Here is a 19257-nt window from a genome sequence, read left to right as displayed (position 1 = left end):
TTGTTCGCCATGCGTATGTGGCCCCACGCCAACAACGCGTGAATGCTCTGTGGCATCGTCCCTGTGCGCGCTGTAACGGATCCAGGATTGGTCTTGACCAAGGGTGGGGGCCGCTCTATCGTCGCAGAGATAGTGCAGGAACCTTTAATAAACAAGGGCGCTAAAAAGCCGCCGGCACACGGCGATTGCGGAGGACAGGGTGGGGACCACGCAGCTGGAAACGGCACCGGAGCCGAAGTACTGGCACCTCAAGACCGTGCTCAGCGAGGCACTCGACTCCGAGTTCGCCGTCGGGGAGATCCTGCCCAACGAGCGTGATCTCGCGGCCCGGTTCGGCGTCGCCCGCGCCACGCTCCGTCAGGCACTCGAACAGCTCGAGCTCGAAGGCAGGCTGCAGCGCCGCCGCGGGGTCGGCACGACCGTCGCCCCGCCGCGGATGGGTGTGGCCGTCGGATCCGCACAAGGCACCTGGCCGGGCGAGGTCGGCGACGCCTGGCAGCCCGCCGACTGCGCACCGGCGGTCCCGCCCGCCGCCGTGGCCCGCATGCTGGCGGCAGACCCCGACGAGCAGGTGCACGTGGTGCGTCGCACGCGCGTCTCGCACGGCCAGCCCGTGGCCGCCGAGCTGCTGTACGTGCCGATGTCATCCGTCGCGGAGCCCTCCGGCGTGGACGCCCCGTCGGGACCGTCGCGCGCGCGTGGCGTGCTGCGTGAGCTGCACCGGCTCGGCCTCGAAGGACAGGACCGCGCCGTCGAGCTCGGCTCGGCCCGCGCGGACGACGCCAAGGCGCTCGACCGGCTGCCCGGAGCGCCGGTCCTCGTCGTGACGACCCGCTTCTTCGCCGAGGGACGCACCGCGGCGGTATCCGTGGCGACCTACCGCGCCGACACCTGCCGCCTCACGTTCGGCGACGCGGGCGGCGTCGAGATCCACCACGGCCCCGAGCGCCGGGCGTCCTGACGCTCAGGTCGGCGTGGCGGCTCAGCGCCGCGCGGTGACTGTCCCCTCGACGGCGAACAGCTGCTCTTCGACATGGTCGAGGGCGCGGCGGAGAGTGCCTGTCGCGTCGGCCGGGGTGCCGAGCGTGCGTGGGCGCCTGCCGCCTCACGTTCGGCGACGCGGGCGGCGTCGAGATCCACCACGGCCCCGAGCGCCGGGCGTCCTGACGTTCAGGTCGGCGCGGCGGCTCAGCGCCGCGCGGTGACCGTCCCCTCGACGGCGAACAGCTGCTCCTCGACATGGTCGAGGGCCAGGCGCAGCGCGCCCGTCGCGACGGCCGAGTCGCCGAGCATCGACAGGGCGACCCGGGGCGGCCGCAGGCAGTAACGGGCCAACTCGCGGCGCAGCGGCTCCAGTACGCCGTCCAGACCCGCCGCCCAGCCGCCCACGACGACCAGCTCGGGGTCCAGGGCGAGCACCAGCGCCGCCACGTCGTGCACCAGGCGCTGAATGAACCGCTCCACGGCCTGCTGCGCCCGCTCGTCGCCTTCGCGCGCGTGGGCGAACACCTCCGCCACCGCCTGCTCGTCGAGCGGGTGCAGCGGCTCGTCGGTGGTCGAGAGCAGCGTCTCCGGGGTCACGTCGCGGCCCAGCAGATGCAGCGCGCCGATCTCCCCGGCTGCGCCGCCGTAGCCGCGGTGCAGCCGCCCGCCGATCAGCGCCCCGGCCCCCGGGCTGAGCCCCGCGAGGACGAACACCACGTCGTCGGACTCGGTCGCCGCGCCCTTCCAGTGCTCGGCCACGGCCGCCGTGTTCGCGTCGTTCTCCACCAGCACCGGGCACTTGAACGACCGGCGAAGGCGCTCGCCCAGCGGGAGCCCCGTCCACTCGGGCAGCGCGGTGCCGAGCCGGACCGTGCCGTCCGCCTCCACGATGCCGGGGCTGCCCACGCCCACCGCGCGCAGGGAGCTGCGGGCGATCCCGCCACGGCGCAGCAGATCGGCGACCGCCGTGCGCAGCCGCTCGATGCGTTCGTCGGCCGGAGCCGTCTCGGCCACGTCCTTGGCGGCCGTGCCCATCACCCGGCCGTCCAGGTCCGAGAGGACCGCGGCGACCCGGTGCGGGCCGATCTCCAGGCCGAGCAGATGCCCCGCCTCGGCCCGGAAGCGGAACCTCCGGGCAGGCCGTCCCTGGCGTCTGGCCGCGCCTTCCTCGGCGGCGGTCTCCACCACGAGCCCGGCCTCGATGAGCCCCTCGACCACGCCCTCGACGGTCGGCCTGGAAAGCCCCGTCACGCGGGTGATCTCGGTGAGTGTCGCGAAGTCCGCCGCACGCAGCGCGTGCAGCACCACCGCGGAGTTGATCCGCCGCAGCAGAGAGGGATCCCCGCCGGTCAGCCGCCCCAACGTACGTCCTCCCAGCTCGTGCGCATGATGGGCGGATCGTACTCGCCGGGGCCGACCGCTGCGAGTGCCGGGCCCACCTGTGACACAGAGTGCCGATCGGCCGTCGCCCTCACCCCGGCGCCACGAAACCGGATTCGTACGCGGTGATGACCGCCTGTGTCCGGTCGCGGGCCCCCAGCTTCGACAGAACGGCACTCACATGCGACTTGACCGTCTCGGCGCCGACGATCAGCTCCCTCGCGATCTCCGCGTTCGACAGGCCGCGCGTCATGAGGCGCAGCACGTCCGCCTCGCGTTCGGTGAGCGCGGCCCGGTCCAGGGTGGCCCTGGCCGCCGCGTTGCCGGGCCGCTGTCCGTACGCGCCCGCCAGCTGCCGCACCGCAGCGGGGAACAGCAGCGACTCGCCCTCCGCGACCAGCCGGACGGCGTTCACGATCTCTGTGGGACGGGCCCGCTTCAGGAGAAATCCGTCGGCGCCCGCGCGCAGCGCCTCGTACACGTACTCGTCGTTCTCGAAGGTCGTCACGACGAGGATCTTCGGCGGGTCCTGCACCGTGCGCAGGACCGCGCGGGTGGCCTCGATGCCGTCCATGAGCGGCATGCGGACGTCCATGGCGACCACGTCGGGCCGCAGTTGACGCACGAGCGGAATCACCGCGGCGCCGTCGGCGGCCTCGCCGACCACCTCGATGTCGGGCTGCGCCTCCAGGACGGCGCGCAGACCCGCACGTACGAGGGGTTCGTCGTCGACGAGGAGGACGGTGACCGGCATCCGGCCAGCGTAGATCACCCCAGGGGCAACTCGACGTGCACCTGCCACTCGCCCTCACGCGGACCCGTGGTGGCCCGGCCGCCGAGCAGCGTGGCCCGCTCCCGGATGCCGCGCAGCCCGCTGCCGCCACGCCCGGTGACCTCGCCTCCCGTGGGCAGCCCGTTGCGTACGTCGAGCTCCAGGGCCTTCTCGCCGACCGTGAGCCGCACCTGTACCGGGACGGGCCCGGAGTGGCGCAGCACGTTCGTGAGGGCCTCCTGAAGCATGCGGTAGGCCTCGCGGGAGACCGGCCCCGGCAGCTGCTCCAAGGGGCCCGTCACCTCGGTGTCGACCTTCGCTCCCGAAGCGCGCGCGGAGTCGAGGAGTTGGCCGGCGTCGGCGAGCGTGGGGCGCCGGCTCGCCGGCTGCCCGTCCTCCCGGAGCACGCGCAGGACGCGCTCCAGGTCCTCCAGGGCCGCCCGGCCCGTCTCCTCGATCGCGCCGAGCGCCCGGTCGGTGAACGCCGGGTCGGCCGCAGCCCGAGCGGCGCCCGCCTGAACGACCGCGACGGTCAGCGCGTGCCCGATGGAGTCGTGCAGTTCGCGGGCGATGCGATTGCGTTCGAGGAGTTGCTCGGTGCGCTCCTCCAGGGCGGCGAGGCGCTCCGTGGGGGAGGGGCCGAGCAGCCGCCGGGCTGCCGTCGCCATCAGCCGGCCGGCCACCACGGCCAGTGCGAGGAGGAGCAGCAGCGGAAGCGGCGCGAGCAGCGCGTTGGTCCAACTCGGGGCGGGAACGGGGAGGAGCACACCGGGATCCTCATTGGGCTCCGTCACCGATCCCAACAGGGCCAGCATGGTCCCCAGCAACTGCACCGTGCAGAACGCCGCCACGGCCCCGGCCTCAAGACGCAGCACGAGCCAGACCGCCGTCCTGCCCCGGTCCCGCCAGGACGCGGAGGGAGCGACGGAGACACCGGGGTCCTCGTCAGCACCGGGCACGCGCGCGTGCTGCCCCGGAAACAGCATCAGCCGGGCCTGCAGCCCCTCCGCCCGGCGGATCGACGGCAGGACGGCGAACGCCGCGACCAGCGGAACCGGCTGGACCGCGATCAGCACCCAGTCGGCGGGCGAGGGCTCGCTGACCCCGGGATGGATGAACGCGACCATCAAGGGGACAGCCGCGCCTATGAGCAGGTGCAGCCAGCGCGTATAGGTCACCGCGCGAACGAGCGGCCTGAGGAAGCGGGGCATCACGTCATCGTGCCAGCCCACCGCCGCCGCACGGCTCCCCCGCGAGGGGGAGACGGACTCCCCGGGCGGGGGAAGCCCAACCACCCTGCCGACCGCCAGTCTGGGGCCATGACCAGCATCGACGTCCAAGACCTCACCAAGGAGTACGGCACCACCCGCGCGGTGGACGGACTGACCTTCACCGTCCGCCCGGGGAAGGTCACCGGGTTCCTCGGCCCCAACGGCGCCGGCAAGTCCACCACCATGCGGCTCGTCCTCGGCCTGGACCGGCCCACTTCGGGCACGGCGACAGTGGGTGGCCGCCCCTATGCGGCCATCGACGAACCCCTGCACCACGTGGGGGCCCTGCTCGACGCCCAGGCCGCGCACGGATCGCGCAGCGCGCGCAACCACCTCCTCGCCCTCGCCGCCAGCAACCGCATCCCCGCGAGCCGCGTGGACGACGTCCTCGAAGAGGCGGGGCTCGCCTCCGTGGCGGGGCGCCGGATCAAGACGTTCTCCCTCGGCATGCGCCAGCGCCTGGGCATCGCGGCCGCGCTGCTCGGCGACCCGCGCGTCGTCATGCTCGACGAGCCGTCCAACGGCCTCGACCCCGAAGGCATCATCTGGATCCGCGAGCTGCTGCGGCGCCTCGCCCGCGAGGGCCGGACGGTCCTCGTCTCCAGCCACCTCATGAACGAGACCGCCACGTTCGCCGACCACCTGGTGGTCCTCGGCCGGGGCAAGCTGCTCGCGGACACCTCGATGGCGGACTTCATCGCGGCGCACAGCAGCCCGCGGGTACGGCTGCGCACTCCGGAGAGCGACCGTCTGCGGGGCCTCCTGAGGGACAAGGGGTACGCGATGGCGGCGGGGGACGACGGCCGCTGGACGGTGGACGGCGCGCAGGCCGAGGAGATCGGGGCCGTCGCCGCCGGTCATGGCATTCCTTTACTCGAACTCTCCGACGAGCGGGCCTCCTTGGAGCAGGCCTACCTCGCCCTCACAGCCGGCGAGACCGAGTTCGCCGCCGCCACCCCGACGCCCCGCCAGGAGGTCTGACCATGTCGACGTCTGCCGTGCTCCGCTCGGAGTGGATCAAAATCAAGTCGGTGCGTGCCAGCCTCGGTTCGCTCATCGCCGTCTTCGTGGCCACCGTCGCCATCACCGTGCTCGCGTTCGCGGCGGTCGGCACGGCGGAAGCGGACAACGCCGGTTACGAGCCGCTCTTCAGCGCCTTCTACGCACTCAACTTCGGCCAGATCGCCGCCATCAGCTTCGGTACGACAGCGATGTCCTCCGAGTACCTGAACGGCGCGCTGCGGATCTCCCTCTCCGCGGTGCCCCGCAGAGGGCTCTTCTACGGGGCCAAGGCCGCGGTGGTGGGCGCCCTGGCCCTCGGCGTGGGGATCCTCACCAGCTTCGTGGGCTTCCTGTCCGGTCAGGCCTTTCTGGGGGAGTACGCCATCGGCCTCGGCCACGCGGGTGCCGTCCGGGCCTGCGTCGGCGGAGGCGTCTACCTCGCGCTCATGGCGCTGCTCGCCGCGGGCCTGACCACGCTGCTGCGCAGTGGGGTCGCCGTACTGAGCATCCTCATTCCGTTCACGCTGATCGTGTCCTTCGTGGTCGGGGACGTGGCGAGCGGCGTCGCGGAGTTCCTGCCGGACCGGGCGGGGCAGCAGGTGCTCCACGAGAACCCGTCCGGAACTCTGGGTCCTTGGGCGGGACTTGCCGTCACCGCGGCGTGGGCGGCCGCCGCACTGCTCGCGGGCTGGTGGGCGGTGCGCAGGCGCGACGCGTGAGGCAGGTGTCCGGATGGTGACGCCGGCGGCCTGACGGTCGGCCAGTTGTCAGTGGCGGCCGCTTTACTGGATGTCATGAGTACCGCAGAGCATCTCGCCGCGATCGACCTGCTGCGCCCACGGGACTTCCCCGCTGAGCACGGCAGGTCGCCGTCCGGCGTCGGCGGTCCGGGCTATCACATCGCCGAGTTACTGACGAGTGGCGATTTCTGGGAGGACGACGGCACGCAGTGGGAGGCGACAGCGGATCAGTACGACGCCGAGCGCGACGGCCTGAGCGTCCTGCTCGCCGAGCGCTGGGGGGCGCCCCAGATATTCAGCCTGGCGAGCCTCTTCGAACGGGCGCAGGGCGACGATTTTGGTGACGGCGACGGCGGTTTTGGTGACGGTGACGGTGACGACGACTCGGGCGAGGACATACCGGAGCCGTGGGGCTCGCTGAGCTCCTCGGTGCCTGACCTCCATCTGTGGCAGGTGGACGGGCGGTGGATCGCCCTCGGCGTCTCCCAGTGGGACAAGGAGCTGCCGTTCCAGCTCCTCGCCGTCGTCACGGAGATCGATCCGCCGTAGCGGGCGCGTCGAGGGCGTGGACGCGCAGGGCGCGGCCGCAGGAGGGGTCGAAGACGCGCCGCTCCACATGCATGCCGAGCTTGTTCATGATCCGCTCCGAGGCCTCGTTGCCCACCTGGGCGATGCTGACGATCCGCTCCAGACCGCGGTCGGTGAAGCCGAAATCGAGGACGGCCCGCGCCGCCTCGGTGGCAAGGCCCCGCCCCCAGAAGGAGCGTCCCAGGCGCCAGCCGACCTCCACGGCGGGCAGCACCTCGGGGAGGTAGTGCGGCACGGAAAGACCGGTGAATCCGGCGAGTTCACCCGTGGCGCGGACCTCCACGGCGAAGAGACCGAAGCCCTCGGTCTCCCAGCCGCGCTCCCACCTCGCCAGGGTGGACCGGGTCCATTCCTCCGCTTCGTGGACGGAGCCGTCGCGAATCCAGCGCATCACCTCGGGGTCGGAGTGGATGGCGGTCATCGGGGTGACGTCCGCCTCGCGCCAGCGCCGCAGCACGAGGCGGGGCGTCTCGAGCAGGGTCACCGCGGGTCCGTCCCGGTGGCGAGGCCGAGCTCGTCGCCGTCGCGCCGGGCGAAGTGCCGGGCCACCTGCGCGTCGGTCACGTGCGTGAGTTCGGCGGGAGACCAGTGCGGATGGCGGTCCTTGTCGACGACCTGGGCGCGGATGCCCTCGACCATGTCCGGGGCGGTGATCGCGGTGGCCGACACACGGTACTCCTGATCGAGCACCTGCTCGAGCGATGCGAGGTCGCGGGCCCGGCGCAGGGCGGCGAGGGTGACCTTCAGGGAGGTCGGTGACTTGCCGAGAATGGTCTCGGCCGTCTCCTTGGCCGCCGGGTCGCCGGAGTGGTAGAGCCGGTCCACGATCTCCTCCACGGAGTCGGCGCGGTAGCAGGCGTCGATCCACTCGCGGTGGGCGGCGAGTTCCCCCTCGGGCGCGGCGGCGGCGTACTCCGCGACCACCTCGCCCGCGTCGGCGCCGGCCAGCGCGGCGGTGAACTCCGGCAGGCGTTCCGACGGTACGTAATGGTCGGCGAGGCCGCACAGGAGCGCGTCGCCCGCACCCACCGCCGAGCCGGTCAGCGCGAGGTGGGTGCCGAGCTCGCCGGGCGTCCGCGTCAGGAGATACGTACCGCCGACGTCCGGCACGAAGCCGATCCCCGTCTCCGGCATGGCGATCCGGGAGCGCTCCGTGACGATCCGCACGCTGCCGTGCGCGGAGAGGCCGACCCCACCGCCCATCACGATGCCGTCCATGACGGCGACGTACGGCTTCGGGAAGCGGGCGATGCGGGCGTTGAGCCGGTATTCGTCACGCCAGAAGGCCACGGACGCGGCGCCGCCGCCCGCGCGGATGTCGTCATGGATGGACCGGATGTCGCCCCCGGCGCACAGCCCGCGTTCACCTGCGCCGGTGAGGACGACGGTGGCGATGTCGTCGTCCCGCCCCCACTCCTTCAGGGCGTCGTCCATCAGGCGGACCATGGTGTGGTTGAGGGCGTTGATGGCACGGGGGCGGTTGAGTACGAGGTGGCCCGCGTGGCCGTGGGTGCGCAGGAGGACGGGAGCTTCGTCGGAGTCAGCGGTGGTCATGGGGCGGGTGGCTCCTTCGACGACGGGTGATGCGCTCGGCGACACGTGAGGGCTGCGCCCGCACAGATCGAATCTACGTCGTGGGTCCGGCGGGTGGCGGCGGGGGTCTCCTGATTGCGTCAGGGCGAGTGGAAGGCGACCTCCGGGTTGGCTTTCGAGGGGCCGTCCAGCAACGGGCGGCGCTGGTTGTCGAGGTGCTTGTCGAAGAAGGCCGTGACGTAGGCCGTGGTGATCTGTCCGGAGCGTTCGCCGGAGAGCGGGGCCGACGGGTCGGTCATGTTGAGCTGACCGCCGAGTATCGGCAGGTCGGTGAAGGTGAGGTGCCCGGAGTCCGCGACGGTGAGCCAGCGCTTCCAGCCGTGCAGGCGGTCCCACTGCCGCGGCCAAGTGGCGTCTTCGGCCGAGGGGTTGTGGTCCTTGCGGGTGCCGAGCATGAGGACGGGGCGGTCGGTGCCGGCCGAGGGGACCGGGGCGAAGAACGAGCCGTCGAGGTTGGCCGCGGCGCGGACGCGGTGGTCCGTGCCGGTGGCCACGGCCGCGGCGTTGCCGCCGAGGGAGTGACCGGCTGCCCCGATCCGCCGGGTGTCGATGAGCGCCGCGTAGTCATGGCGCCGCCTGTCACCGGGCCGGGCCCTTTCGGTCAACTCGTCGATGACGAAGGAGATGTCCGCTGCCCGGTTCCGCGCCGCCTTGGCCAGCATCTTCTTCTCCCCGGCGTCACCGCCCGGCGCCTCCTCGACCTTCTCGCAGGCGACACAGGTGCGTATACGAGAGGATCCCTCCCGGCCCGGGAACGCGGTTCCGAAGGACTCGTACGCGTGGTCGACGAGAGCGACCAGGTAGCCGTGGGACGCCAGTGTCTCCGCGAGTGCGGTGAGGGTGGCGCGATGCAGCGTGAAGCCCGGGGAGAGGACGACCAGCGGGTGCTTGCCCTTGGCGGGGCGGGCGGTGGAGTGGGCGTTCGTGCGGACGGAGGTCAGCTGCTCGGCCTGGTACACCTTGTCCAGGTTCTGCCCCTTCAGGAGCAGTTCGGCCTCTTTGGTCGCCAGGTACGGAGCGCGGTCACCGTCAGCCGTGCCCCGCGGGGCCGGGTAGAAGACGGACACCATCAGCTCCCGGGACCCCGCTGAGGGCACCCACGGGTCGCGGCGCTCGTCGTCCACGAGGTGGAGGGTGTCCCGCCCGATCCCGTAGGGCCCGGAAGGGCGTGGCAGGGAGAGCGGTGCTTTTGTCGCCGACGAAGAAGCGCGTCCCACCGACGTCGCACCGCCCTCCTCGGCGCAGGCCGCGACGGCGGGGGTGAGAAGGGAGAGGGTCAACAGAGCGGTGACGGCGTTGCGCTGTGCGCGGATTCGGATCATGCAAGGGAGACTACGAACCGCGGAGAGCCTCCGGCAGCGACGAAGGTGTGGAGCGACCCCCTACTTTCGTAAGGGAGTTCGGGGGCTCACTCCGCACTGCCACCGTTTGCCTGAAACGCCTCCAGAATCCGCTCGGCCGCCGACGTGGCCGTCAACGTGCCCTCCCGCACCCGCTGTTCGAGGCCAGGGGCCAGATCCCGTACGGCCCCGTGCCCCCGCAGCCGGTCCAGCAGCTCGTCCCGCACCATCGTCCACGTCCAGTCGACCTGCTGGTCGCGTCGTTTCGCGGCGAGGCGGCCCGTGGAGTCGAGGAGCGTCCGGTGCTGTTCCAGGCGGTCCCAGACCTCGTCCAGGCCACTGGATTCCCGGGCGCTACAGCTGAGAACGGGCGGAGTCCACGCCGCGTCAGCCGGGTGCATCAGGCGCAGGGCGCCCGCGAGTTCACGCGCCGCCGAGCGCGCGTCGCGTTCGTGCGGGCCGTCCGCCTTGTTGATGGCGAGAACGTCCGCCAGTTCCAGGACGCCCTTCTTGATGCCCTGGAGCTGGTCGCCGGTGCGGGCCAGGCTGAGCAGCAGGAACGAGTCGACCATGTTCGCGACCGCCGTCTCCGACTGGCCCACGCCCACCGTCTCCACGAGCACCACGTCGTAACCCGCCGCCTCCATCACCACGATCGACTCGCGCGTCGCCTTGGCGACCCCGCCGAGCGTCCCGGCGGTGGGCGAGGGGCGCACGAACGCCGCCGGGTCGACCGCGAGGCGTTCCATCCTTGTCTTGTCGCCGAGGATCGAACCTCCCGTCCGTGTCGAGGACGGGTCGACGGCGAGGACCGCGACCCGGTGCCCGAGCCCGGTCAGCATCGTGCCGAGCGCGTCGATGAACGTCGACTTGCCGACGCCTGGCACGCCGCTGATGCCGATCCGTCGCGCCCGGCCGCTGTGCGGAAGCAGCTGGGTCAGCAACTCCTGGGCCTGGGCGCGGTGTTGCGGCCTGGTCGACTCGACGAGCGTGATGGCGCGCGCGATCTGCGCCCGCTTTCCGTCGAGTACACCCTTGACGTACGCGTCGATGTCGATCCGCGGCGCCGCCATGCTCACAGCTCGTGGCCGAGGTCGGCCGCCAGCCGCTTCACCAGGTCGAACGCGGCGTCCGGGATGACCGTGCCGGGCGGGAAGACGGCAGCGGCGCCCATCTCCAGGAGCGTCGGCACGTCCTGCGGCGGGATCACACCTCCCACCACGATCATGATGTCCTCGCGGCCCTCGGCGGCGAGCTCCGCACGCAGCGCCGGCACGAGGGTCAGGTGCCCGGCGGCCAGCGATGAGACACCCACGATGTGCACGTCCGCCTCGACGGCCTGGCGTGCGACCTCCGCCGGGGTCTGGAAGAGCGGGCCGACGTCCACGTCGAATCCGAGGTCGGCGAAGGCCGTGGCGATGACCTTCTGGCCGCGGTCGTGGCCGTCCTGGCCCATCTTGGCGACCAGGATGCGCGGACGGCGCCCCTCGGCCTCCTCGAACGACTCGACGAGCGTGCGGGTGCGTTCCACGGACGGGGACGAGCCTGCTTCGGTGCGGTACACACCGGAGATCGTACGGATCTGCCCCGCGTGCCGCCCGTACGAGGCTTCCAGGGCGTCCGAGATCTCGCCCACAGTGGCTTTCGCGCGCGCCGCGTCCACCGCGAGCGCCAGGAGGTTGCCCTCCAGACCCGGGCCCGGGTCCCGCTCGGCCGCCGCCGTCAGCGCCCGCAGCGCGTCCTGACAGGCCGCCTCGTCGCGCTCCTCGCGCAGCCGCTTCAGCTTGGCGATCTGCTGGTTGCGTACGGAGGAGTTGTCGACCGCTCGGACGTCGATCCGCTCGTCGGTCTCCACGCGGTACTTGTTGACGCCGATGACGGGCTGGCGCCCCGAGTCGATCCGCGCCTGCGTACGCGCCGCGGCCTCCTCGACGCGCAGCTTCGGGATGCCCGCGTCGATGGCCTGCGCCATGCCGCCCGCCGCCTCGACCTCCTCGATGTGCTGCCAGGCGCGCCGGGCCAGGTCGTGCGTCAGCTTCTCGACGTACGCGCTGCCGCCCCACGGGTCGATCGTCCGCGTCGTGCCCGACTCCTGCTGGATGAGCAGCTGGGTGTTGCGGGCGATGCGCGCGGAGAAGTCGGTCGGCAGGGCGAGCGCCTCGTCGAGGGCGTTCGTGTGCAGCGACTGGGTGTGGCCCTGCGTCGCCGCCATCGCTTCTACGCACGTCCGCGTGACGTTGTTGAACACGTCCTGCGCGGTGAGCGACCAGCCCGAAGTCTGCGAATGGGTGCGCAGGGACAGCGACTTGGGGTTCTTCGGGTCGAACTGCTTGACCAGCTTCGCCCAAAGGAGGCGCGCCGCACGGAGCTTGGCCACCTCCATGAAGAAGTTCATGCCGATCGCCCAGAAGAAGGAGAGCCGCGGCGCGAACGCGTCCACGTCCAGGCCGGCTTCCTGACCGGCCCGCAGGTACTCCACACCGTCGGCGAGCGTGTACGCCAGCTCCAGGTCGGCTGTCGCGCCCGCCTCTTGGATGTGGTAGCCGGAGATCGAGATGGAGTTGTAGCGCGGCATCTTCTGCGAGGTGTACGCGAAGATGTCGGAGATGATCCGCATCGAGGGCTTGGGCGGATAGATGTAGGTGTTGCGGACCATGAACTCTTTGAGGATGTCGTTCTGAATGGTCCCGGCCAGCTTCTCGGGCGGCACGCCCTGCTCCTCGGCGGCCACGATGTACAGCGCGAGTACGGGGAGCACGGCGCCGTTCATCGTCATCGACACCGTCATCTTGTCCAGCGGGATGCCGTCGAAGAGCTGACGCATGTCGTAGATCGAGTCGATGGCGACGCCCGCCATGCCGACGTCACCGGTGACGCGCGGGTGGTCACTGTCGTACCCGCGGTGGGTCGGCAGGTCGAACGCGACCGAGAGGCCCTTCTGACCGGCCGCGAGGTTGCGGCGGTAGAAGGCGTTGGACTCCTCGGCGGTGGAGAACCCGGCGTACTGCCGGATCGTCCAGGGCTGGTTGACGTACATCGTCGGGTAGGGGCCGCGCAGATACGGCGCGACACCGGGGTACGTCTCCAGGAAGTCGAGGCCTTCGAGGTCGGCGCCCGTGTAGAGGGGCTTGACCGCGATGCCTTCGGGCGTCTCCCACAGGAGATCGTCGTCGGCCTTGCCGGTGGACTCCTTGACGGCGCTGCGCCACTGGTCCTTCGAGACGTCGGCGGTGGCGTCGGACGCCAGGCCGACGCCGGAGAAGTCGGGGATCGCCATTACGCCACTCCCATGTGGTCGAGGGTGGAGGAGAGTACGGACACCGCGTCGCAGCCCGCGAAGACGTACGCGTCCACGGCTGTGCACTCGGTGGCCTCGGCGGGGCGCCCGGCGAGGAACACCCGCCGCGCGCCCGCCGATTTCAGCGCGTCGGCGACCGCTTCGGCCTGCTCCTCGTACAGCGCGTCGCTGGAGCAGAGGCACGCCACCGTGGCACCGCTGGCCTTGAACGCCTCGGCGGCCGTCGTCGCGTCCACCGTCACCGGGTCGTGCACGGCCTCGATGCCGCCCGCCTGGAACAGGTTCGACGCGAAGGAGGCACGCGCGGTGTGCGCGGCGGCGGGGCCGAGCGCGGCGATGAACACCCGGGGGCGGGCGCCCGTGGAGGCGAGGTGGGCGTCCGACCGCGAACGCAGGACCTCGTACGCCTCGTCGCGGCGGATGCGCGGCAGGCCGCCCGACGCCTCGGCGGGAGAGACCTCGCGCTCGACCGGACGCTCCGTCAGGTTCGGGAACTCGCTGACACCGGTGATGGGTTCACGCCGCTTGGCCAGCTTCTCACTGCGCTTCGCCCAGGTGGCGGCGAGACGTTCACCGATCAGACCGGAGCGCAGGGCCGCGGCCTGGCCGCCCGCGCGCTCGATCTCCTGGAAGAACTCCCAGCCCGCGTGGGCCAGTTCGTCCGTGAGCCGCTCCACGTACCAGGAACCGCCCGCCGGGTCGATGACGCGGGCGAGGTGCGACTCCTCCAGGAGGATCGTCGAGGTGTTGCGGGCGATGCGGCGCGCGAACGCGTCCGGCAGGCCGAGCGAATGGTCGAAGGGCAGCACGGTGACGGAGTCGGCGCCGCCGACACCCGCGCCGAGGCAGGCCACCGTCGTGCGCAGCATGTTCACCCAGGGGTCGCGGCGCGACATCATCACCGGTGACGTCACGGCGTGCTGGCGCTGCGCCCCCGCGTCCGGGGCGCCGCAGACCTCCGCCACGCGGGCCCAGAGCCGCCGGGCCGCCCGCAGCTTGGCGATGGTCAGGAACTGGTCGGCGGTGGCCGCGTAACGGAACTCCAGCTGGGCGCAGGCCGCCTCGACCGAGAGCCCCGCCTCGGTCAGCTCGCGCAGGTAGGCGACCGCCGTGGCGAGGGAGACGCCGAGCTCCTGCCCGGCCGAGCCGCCCGCCTCGTGGTACGGCAGGGCGTCGACCGTCAGCGCGCGGAGATTCGGGTACTCCTGCCCGCACAGCCGGGCCAGTTCGGTCGCGGCGGCCGGGTCGAGCCGCTCGCCGGTGCGGGCCTCGTGGCCGAGGGGGTCCGCGCCGAGGGTGCCGCGCGCCGCGTCCTTCGGGACGCCCCGCTCCTCGTAGAGACGGAACAACTCGCGCGCGGCGGGTTCGTATGCGGCGCCCGCGTCCAGGGCGACGGGCGCGAGGTCGAGATAGACGCCGTCCAGGGCGCGCGCGATGCCGGACACCGGCAGTGCGCCGGGGCCGATGCCGAGCCACAGCGAGGTGACGCCGTTCTCCAGGTCCGCGAGCACGGTCTCGTTCGAGCCCGCGGGGTCCGTGGCCACGTGCCGCTGCCGTACGTCCCAGCCGCCCGCGGCACTGCCCGCGGCGGTACCACCCCTGACAAAGGGGGCGAAACCCGGATAGCCGGCGTCGGGCGCGGCGTCTCGGGCGGTGTACAGGGGGCGGGTGCTGAGCCCGTCCTCGAGTGCGGTGGACAGCGCTTCCTCCGCGGCCGGCCCCGATACGTCCTTACCCGATTTGCGCAGCACGCCTTCCACCAGGCGCTGCCACTGCTCATGGGTCGCATCAGGGAACTCGGCGGCCAGGGAAAGCCCGTCGTCAGGCAGGACCGTCATGGGCATGATGCTAGGGCGGAACCCCTGGCACTCGGTGCCGTACAGGGCTGTGACCTTGACCTCTTCCGAACGCTCTTGATCTCAAACGAGCGGACGGCTACGGCGGGGCGGCCCTTCAGGACCCCAGATAGCGCAGGACGGCGAGCACACGGCGGCTGTAACCGGTCGTCCCCGCCAGTTCCAGCTTGTCGAAGATCGCGTTGATGTACTTCTCGACGGCGCTCAGCGAGACGTACAACTGCCCGGCGATCGCCGCGTTCGTGTGCCCCTGCGCCATCTTGCCGAGCACCTCGCGCTCGCGCGCGCTCAGCCGTTGGAGCGGGTCGGTGTGGCTGCTGAGGGTCAGCAACTGCCGTACGACCTCGGGGTCGAAGGCGGTCTGGCCGGACGCCACCCGCTCCAAGGCGTCCAGGAACTCGTCGACCTGGACGACCCGGTCCTTGAGCAGATACCCGACGCCTTCGGTCGCTGTGGTCAACAGCTCGGTGGCATAACGCCGTTCGACGTACTGCGACAGGACGAGGACGCTCGTCCGCGGCCACTCCTTGCGGATCTCGAGGGCGGCCCGCAGCCCCTCGTCCGTATGGGTGGGCGGCATGCGTACGTCGATCACGGCGGCGTCGGGCGGGTCCTGGGCCACGGCGGCGAGCAGCGCCTGCGCGTCACCGACCGAGGCCGTGACGGTATGGCCCTCGTCCGCGAGAAGCCGGGCCAGGCCCTCCCGCAGCAGCGTCGAGTCGTCGGCGAGCATTACGCGCATGGCAGCTCCGCGGTGATGAGGGTGGGCCCACCGGCGGGACTCTCCACGGTGAGGGTGCCGTCCAGGGCGGCCACGCGCCGGGCGAGCCCGAGCAGACCGCTGCCGGACGGGTCGGCGCCACCCCGCCCGTTGTCCTCGACGCGCAGGTGAAGCACGGCGGTTCGCCGCTCGGCGAGGACCGTGACGAGAGTGGCGCCGGAATGCTTGACGGCGTTCGTGACGGCTTCGGCGGCGACGAAGTACGCCACTGCCTGCGCGGTCGGGGGCGGGGTCTCGTGCAGGGCGCAGTCGAGACGTACGGGGATGGCGGCCCGCTCGGCGACCGTGGCCAGGGCCGCGGCGAGCCCGCCCTCGTCGAGGGCGGCGGGGTAGATCCGCCAGGCGACGTCGCGCAGTTCGACGAGGGCCCGCTGTGACTCCTCGTGCGCCTGGGCGAGGAGCCGGGCGGACTTCTCCGGCTCGGAGGAGCGGCGGGCCCTGCCGAGCAGCATGCCGAGGGCGACGATGCGCTGCTGTACGCCGTCGTGCAGATCCCGTTCGATGCGGCGCCGCTCGTCGTGCACGGCCACCACCACACCGGCGCGACTCGCGACGAGTTCGCCGATCCTGCGCTCCATGAGCTGCCCGTCGTTCGGGCCGAGGAAGCGGCGCGCGTGACGCTCGTCCGCGAGCGCGACGCCGTACGTGCCCTGCACACAGAGATAGAACAGGAAGAGGCCGCCGACCGAGGAGAGAATCAGGGTGCCGGGAGCACGGATGTCGGCGACGAACCAGCCCCACACCGCCAGTGAGGCATAACCCGCCCCGAGCAGCGCGAAGGCGAGCACGACACCGCCGAGCAGACCGAACGCCCACCGCGACGCGATGTAGTTCACGGCGGGCAGGCCGGTCGGCGGCGTGGCCAGCTCGGTGCCGAAGAACGCGGCCATGCGCCGCCGCTCCAGTTCGGCCAGGCGCCGGGCTCCGTCCACGATCCGGGCCTCGGCGCCGCGCCCGGTGCGCCGTCCGAGGGTGGCGAGCAGCCACACCCCGGCCACCAGGGCGAACGCCATCTCGACGAGTCCGGTGAGGGCCCCGGCGAGGACACCGACGGTCACCCTGAACCAGCGCTGTAGATGCGTACGCATGATCGGTCACGCTAGTCCAACGGATGGGGCACCAGTACTGCGGAAAACCGCAAGGCTGCCCTGCGGTGCACCGCACATGACGTCTGTGGCCGCCCTCATACCGGCCCGAGTCGCCGTTCCCTAGCGTCGAATACATGATCCTCACTGCCGCGCACACAGCGTCCGCCGCCGCGAACGAAGCCCCCACCGGCGGCATCGCGGGCTGGGCGACCGACCTCATGGACTCGCTCGGCGCCGTCGGTGCAGGGGTGGCCATCGCCCTGGAGAACCTGTTTCCGCCGTTGCCCAGCGAGGTGATCCTGCCCCTTGCCGGTTTCGCGGCGAGTCAGGGCAGGTTCGGTCTGATCACGGTCCTGCTCTGGACCACGGCCGGTTCCGTTGTGGGCGCGCTCGCGCTCTACGCGGTCGGCGCGCTGCTCGGCCGGGACCGCACGGTGGCCATCGCGGCCCGGCTTCCGCTCGTGAAGGCGTCCGACATCCACCGCACGGAGGAGTGGTTCGCCCGGCACGGCACCAAGGCGGTCTTCTTCGGCCGGATGATGCCGATCTTCCGCAGCATGATCTCGGTGCCGGCGGGCGTCGAGCGGATGCCTCTGCCCGTCTTCCTTGCCCTGACGACCGCGGGCAGTCTCATCTGGAACGCGGTGTTCATCCTGATCGGCCACGCACTCGGCACCCGCTGGCACCAGGTCAGCGAGGTGGTCGGCCTTTATTCCAAGGGCGTGATCGCCGTGGTCGCGCTGGCGGTGCTCACCTTTGTGGTGGTGCGGGTGCGCAGGGCCGGCAAGGGCGAGCACCGCTCGACGCGCTGAGCGCTAGGCGCTCAGAGGATCGCCCCGGGCGCGTAGGCCGCGGCCTCGGGGTGCTCCTTGAGCACGGCCTCGATCTGCGCGACGACGGCGGCGACCTGGTCGCTCGCCGCGCCCGTGAACGACAGCTTGTCGGCCATCAGGGCGTCGAGCTCCGCGCGGTCCAGCGGGATGCGGGAGTCCGCGGCGAGCTTGTCGAGGAGTTCGTTGCGCTCGGCGCCCTGCTCGCGCATGGCCAGCGCCGACGCGACGGCGTTCTCCTTGATGGCCTCGTGGGCCTCCTCGCGGCCGACGCCCGCCCGCACCGAGGCCATCAGGACCTTGGTCGTGGCGAGGAAGGGGAGGTAGCGGTCCAGCTCACGTGCGACGACGGCCGGGAAGGCGCCGAACTCGTCGAGCACCGTGAGGAACGTCTCCAGGAGCCCGTCCAGCGCGAAGAACGCGTCCGGCAGGGCGACGCGGCGTACGACCGAGCAGGAGACGTCGCCCTCGTTCCACTGGTCGCCCGCCAGCTCACCGGTCATCGACGCGTAGCCGCGCAGGATGACGGTGAGGCCGTTGACGCGCTCGCAGGAGCGGGTGTTCATCTTGTGCGGCATCGCGGACGAGCCGACCTGGCCGGGCTTGAAGCCCTCCGTGACGAGCTCGTGCCCGGCCATCAGACGGATGGTCTTGGCCAGCGACGAGGGGCCCGAGGCGAGCTGCACCAGGGCGGTGACGACCTCGTAGTCGAGGGAGCGCGGGTAGACCTGGCCGACCGAGGTGAAGGCGCGGTCGAAACCGAGGTGACCGGCGATCCGCTGCTCGAGGTCGGTGAGCTTGTCGGCGTCGCCGCCGAGCAGGTCGAGCATGTCCTGGGCCGTGCCGACGGGGCCCTTGATGCCGCGCAGTGGGTAGCGGCGCAGCAGGTCGTCGACGCGGCGGTACGCGACGAGCAGCTCGTCGGCGGTCGTCGCGAAGCGCTTGCCGAGCGTCGTCGCCTGCGCGGCGACGTTGTGGGAACGGCCGGCCATGACCAGTTCCGCGTACTCGCCCGACAGCTTCCCCAGCCGGGCGAGCACCGCGACGGTGCGGTCGCGCACCAGCTCCAGGGAGAGGCGGACCTGCAGCTGCTCCACGTTCTCGGTCAGGTCGCGGGAGGTCATGCCCTTGTGGACCTGCTCGTGCCCGGCGAGCGCGTTGAACTCCTCGATGCGGGCCTTCACGTCGTGGCGCGTGACCTTCTCGCGCTCGGCGATCGAGGCGAGGTCGACGTCGTCGAGGACCCGCTCGTAGTCGGCGAGGGCGGCGTCCGGCACCTCGATCCCCAGGTCCTTCTGCGCCCGCAGGACGGCGAGCCAGAGCTGACGCTCCAGTTTGACCTTCTGCTCGGGCGACCAGAGGGTGGCGAGCTCGGCGGAGGCATAACGCCCGGCGAGGACGTTCGGGATACGGGGCTTTGCAGGCGCGACAGTCACGTGAACGGAGTTTACCGGGCGTCCATACAGGCTCCGAACCATCCTGGTGATGTAGGAACCTCCAGGTCACACGTCACAGGCCGCAGGCCGCAGTCATCGGCCCGGCGGCCGGGGCGAGACCTTCGTGCCGACGGGGCAGAGGGCCGGCCGCGCGGACCGCTCGGGGGAAGCGGAGCCGCACGGCCGGGGCAGGGGGTGTCAGCTGGTGGCGCGGACGGCGTCGAGGATGAGGGTGGCGACGTCCTTGGGACGGGAGACGGCGACGGCGTGGGAGGCGCCGTCGAGTTCGACGACGGCT

Annotated in this window: 17 protein-coding genes and 1 pseudogene; 5 read left to right on the top strand and 13 right to left on the bottom strand. The window is 71.7% G+C overall.

Going from position 1 to position 19257, the window contains the following annotated elements; translation table 11 throughout:
- Window positions 1-199 precede the first annotated feature (199 nt).
- Window positions 200-961 (top strand): GntR family transcriptional regulator, encoded by a 762-nt coding sequence (locus tag AB0I94_RS31720; protein ID WP_363313152.1) that lies wholly within the window; start codon window positions 200-202, stop codon window positions 959-961.
- Between the two features lie 227 nt (window positions 962-1188).
- Here the strand turns inward: AB0I94_RS31720 and AB0I94_RS31715 are convergent, their stop codons facing one another.
- The 3 genes from AB0I94_RS31715 to AB0I94_RS31705 form a co-directional block, all read right to left on the bottom strand.
- Window positions 1189-2337, bottom strand: coding sequence for an ROK family transcriptional regulator (locus AB0I94_RS31715; protein ID WP_363313225.1), 1149 nt, complete (start codon window positions 2335-2337; stop codon window positions 1189-1191).
- 118 nt (window positions 2338-2455) lie between these two features.
- Window positions 2456-3118, bottom strand: a complete 663-nt coding sequence (locus tag AB0I94_RS31710) for a response regulator transcription factor (protein WP_363313151.1) — start codon at window positions 3116-3118, stop codon at window positions 2456-2458.
- Window positions 3119-3132: 14 nt separating this feature from the next.
- Window positions 3133-4347, bottom strand: coding sequence for a histidine kinase (locus tag AB0I94_RS31705; RefSeq protein WP_363313150.1), 1215 nt, complete (start codon window positions 4345-4347; stop codon window positions 3133-3135).
- A 108-nt stretch (window positions 4348-4455) separates the two neighbouring features.
- On the opposite strand from AB0I94_RS31705, the gene AB0I94_RS31700 reads away from it, so the two are divergent.
- The 3 genes from AB0I94_RS31700 to AB0I94_RS31690 all read left to right on the top strand — a co-directional run bounded on the left by AB0I94_RS31700 (window position 4456) and on the right by AB0I94_RS31690 (window position 6698).
- Window positions 4456-5388: an ATP-binding cassette domain-containing protein gene (locus AB0I94_RS31700; RefSeq protein ID WP_363313149.1), complete on the top strand. Its 933-nt coding sequence runs from the start codon at window positions 4456-4458 to the stop codon at window positions 5386-5388.
- Window positions 5389-5390: 2 nt separating this feature from the next.
- Entirely contained in the window at window positions 5391-6128 is a 738-nt protein-coding gene (locus AB0I94_RS31695) for an ABC transporter permease (protein ID WP_363313148.1), read from the top strand.
- 75 nt (window positions 6129-6203) lie between these two features.
- Window positions 6204-6698: a hypothetical protein gene (locus AB0I94_RS31690; protein WP_363313147.1), complete on the top strand. Its 495-nt coding sequence runs from the start codon at window positions 6204-6206 to the stop codon at window positions 6696-6698.
- Here the strand turns inward: AB0I94_RS31690 and AB0I94_RS31685 are convergent.
- From AB0I94_RS31685 to AB0I94_RS31650, 8 genes are all read right to left on the bottom strand, one after another.
- Window positions 6676-7221, bottom strand: a complete 546-nt coding sequence (locus AB0I94_RS31685; protein ID WP_363313146.1) for a GNAT family N-acetyltransferase — start codon at window positions 7219-7221, stop codon at window positions 6676-6678. The two genes, AB0I94_RS31690 and AB0I94_RS31685, sit on opposite strands and share 23 nt — an antisense overlap.
- Window positions 7218-8291: an enoyl-CoA hydratase/isomerase family protein gene (locus AB0I94_RS31680; protein ID WP_363313145.1), complete on the bottom strand. Its 1074-nt coding sequence runs from the start codon at window positions 8289-8291 to the stop codon at window positions 7218-7220. Before AB0I94_RS31680 ends, AB0I94_RS31685 begins: the two co-directional genes overlap by 4 nt.
- Before the next feature lie 119 nt (window positions 8292-8410).
- Window positions 8411-9652 (bottom strand): alpha/beta hydrolase, encoded by a 1242-nt coding sequence (locus AB0I94_RS31675; protein WP_363313144.1) that lies wholly within the window; start codon window positions 9650-9652, stop codon window positions 8411-8413.
- An 86-nt stretch (window positions 9653-9738) separates the two neighbouring features.
- The gene (meaB, locus tag AB0I94_RS31670; protein ID WP_363313143.1) at window positions 9739-10743 is read right to left on the bottom strand and encodes a methylmalonyl Co-A mutase-associated GTPase MeaB; all 1005 of its coding nucleotides are present in this window, start codon (window positions 10741-10743) and stop codon (window positions 9739-9741) included.
- 2 nt (window positions 10744-10745) lie between these two features.
- Entirely contained in the window at window positions 10746-12947 is a 2202-nt protein-coding gene (scpA, locus tag AB0I94_RS31665; protein ID WP_363313142.1) for a methylmalonyl-CoA mutase, read from the bottom strand.
- Window positions 12947-14806: a methylmalonyl-CoA mutase small subunit gene (gene mutA, locus AB0I94_RS31660; protein WP_363313141.1), complete on the bottom strand. Its 1860-nt coding sequence runs from the start codon at window positions 14804-14806 to the stop codon at window positions 12947-12949. The genes scpA and mutA overlap by 1 nt, the downstream gene beginning before the upstream one ends.
- Before the next feature lie 115 nt (window positions 14807-14921).
- Window positions 14922-15557 (bottom strand): response regulator transcription factor, encoded by a 636-nt coding sequence (locus AB0I94_RS31655; RefSeq protein ID WP_363313224.1) that lies wholly within the window; start codon window positions 15555-15557, stop codon window positions 14922-14924.
- Window positions 15557-16693 (bottom strand): sensor histidine kinase, encoded by a 1137-nt coding sequence (locus tag AB0I94_RS31650; RefSeq protein WP_363313140.1) that lies wholly within the window; start codon window positions 16691-16693, stop codon window positions 15557-15559. Before AB0I94_RS31650 ends, AB0I94_RS31655 begins: the two co-directional genes overlap by 1 nt.
- A gap of 134 nt (window positions 16694-16827) precedes the next feature.
- Here AB0I94_RS31650 and AB0I94_RS31645 point away from each other — a divergent pair, with 134 nt between their 5' ends.
- Window positions 16828-17505: a DedA family protein gene (locus AB0I94_RS31645; RefSeq protein ID WP_363313139.1), complete on the top strand. Its 678-nt coding sequence runs from the start codon at window positions 16828-16830 to the stop codon at window positions 17503-17505.
- 11 nt (window positions 17506-17516) lie between these two features.
- Here the strand turns inward: AB0I94_RS31645 and purB are convergent, their stop codons facing one another.
- Both purB and AB0I94_RS31635 read right to left on the bottom strand, forming a co-directional pair.
- Window positions 17517-18959: an adenylosuccinate lyase gene (purB, locus tag AB0I94_RS31640; protein ID WP_363313138.1), complete on the bottom strand. Its 1443-nt coding sequence runs from the start codon at window positions 18957-18959 to the stop codon at window positions 17517-17519.
- A gap of 198 nt (window positions 18960-19157) precedes the next feature.
- Window positions 19158-19253: pseudogene (locus tag AB0I94_RS31635) on the bottom strand (alpha/beta hydrolase); the annotation flags it as partial.
- Window positions 19254-19257: the final 4 nt, after the last annotated feature.

It is taken from the genome of Streptomyces sp. NPDC050147, assembly GCF_040660195.1.
Lineage (GTDB): Bacteria > Actinomycetota > Actinomycetes > Streptomycetales > Streptomycetaceae > Streptomyces.
The sequence above is the reverse complement of the archived record's forward strand: the minus strand, read 5'-3'. Positions and strand labels throughout refer to the sequence as shown.